A 1,477-nucleotide genomic window follows, 5' to 3' on the forward strand; every position below is an offset into this window, starting at 1 on the left:
CCGCCGTCCCGGTCGCGGCCTGCGCGGGTCCGGCGGCCGCCACCGCGGCCGCCAGGGCCGGCAGCGTGCCCAGCGCCAGGACCGTCCTCCGGCTCGGCCGGCGCGGCGGTCCGCCGTCCGCGTCCGCTGCCCGTGCTCGCGCGTTCCAGGCCGGCGTCATCCCTCCTCCAATCCTTCCCCCGCTCCGGGAGCGCTCCCAACTCGGTTCCGTATAGGGAACGTTGTCCAAGTCGGTGAATACTCGGCAAGGTAATGACGCCCCTCACCGCCGTCAAGGCTCCCGGCGCGGACCGCAGACGCCCCGTCCCGCAGGACGTCAGGCACCTGCGGGGCGGGGCGGGGCGGCTCGCGGGGGCCGTCAGGCCGCGGCGAAGGAGTGGACCGTCGTGGAGCGGTAGGTGTCGCCGGGGCGGAGGACCGTGCTGGGGAACGACGGCTGGTTGGGGGAGTCGGGGAAGTGCTGGGTCTCCAGGCAGAAGCCGTCGCCCTGGCGGTAGACCCGGCCCGAGGTGCCCGCGAAGGACCCGTCGAGGAAGTTGCCGCTGTAGAACTGCAGCCCGGGTTCGGTGGTGGCGATGGTCATCATGCGGCCCGAGGACGGCTCCCGGACCGCCGCCACCCGCTTCGGGGAGCGGGTGATGCCCTTGTCCAGGACCAGGTTGTGGTCGAAGCCCTTGCCGTACAGCAGCTGCTCGTGGTCCTCGCGCAGGTCGGCGCCGACGGGCTTGCCCCGGCGGAAGTCGAAGGGGGTGCGGGCGACCGGGGCCAGCTCGCCGGTGGGGATCAGGCCGGCGTCGACGGGGGTGTAGCGGGAGGCGGCGAGCCGCAGCCGGTGGTCGTAGATGTCGCCGCTGCCCTCGCCGGCGAGGTTGAAGTAGACGTGGCTGGTGAGGTTGACGACCGTCGGCGCGGAGGCGGTGGCGGCGTAGTCGATCCGCCAGTCGCCGCGGCGGGTCAGGGTGTAGTCGACCCGGGTGGCCAGCGCGCCGGGGTAGCCCATCTCGCCGTCCCCGCTGACGTAGCGCAGGGTCAGGCCGACGCCCGCCGCGGAGGTGAACGGCTCGACGTCCCACACCCGCTTGTCGAAGCCCCGGTCGCCGCCGTGCAGGCTGTGGTCGCCGTCGTTGAGCGGCAGCTGGTAGGCGGTGCCGTCGAGGGTGAAGCGGCCCTCGGCTATGCGGTTGCCGTAGCGGCCGATGAGGGCGCCGAAGTACGGGCTGTCGGCGACGTAGGAGTCGAGGTCCGCGAAGCCGAGCGACACGTTGGCGTACCGGCCGTGCCGGTCGGGCAGCTCCAGGGACTGCACGATGCCGCCGTACGACAGCACCTTGAGCCGGGTGCCGCCGCACTCCAGCGTCCAGCGGTCCACGCGGGTGCCGTCGGCCAGCCGGCCGAACGGCTCGCGCACCGGCCCGCGGGTACGGCCCGCGGAGTCCGCCGCCGCCGAGGAGGCCGCGCGGCGGGCCGGGGCCAGGCC

The 1,477-nt window shown here is 74.4% G+C and carries 1 protein-coding gene; it reads right to left on the minus strand.

Annotated features, from left to right (window positions below; genetic code table 11):
- Positions 1-358 precede the first annotated feature (358 nt).
- On the minus strand, positions 359-1,477 hold a 1,119-nt coding region (locus ABD317_RS36835), incomplete at its 5' end, for an aldose epimerase family protein (RefSeq protein WP_425582537.1).

This window comes from Streptomyces synnematoformans, assembly GCF_039531005.1.
Taxonomy (GTDB): domain Bacteria; phylum Actinomycetota; class Actinomycetes; order Streptomycetales; family Streptomycetaceae; genus Streptomyces; species Streptomyces synnematoformans.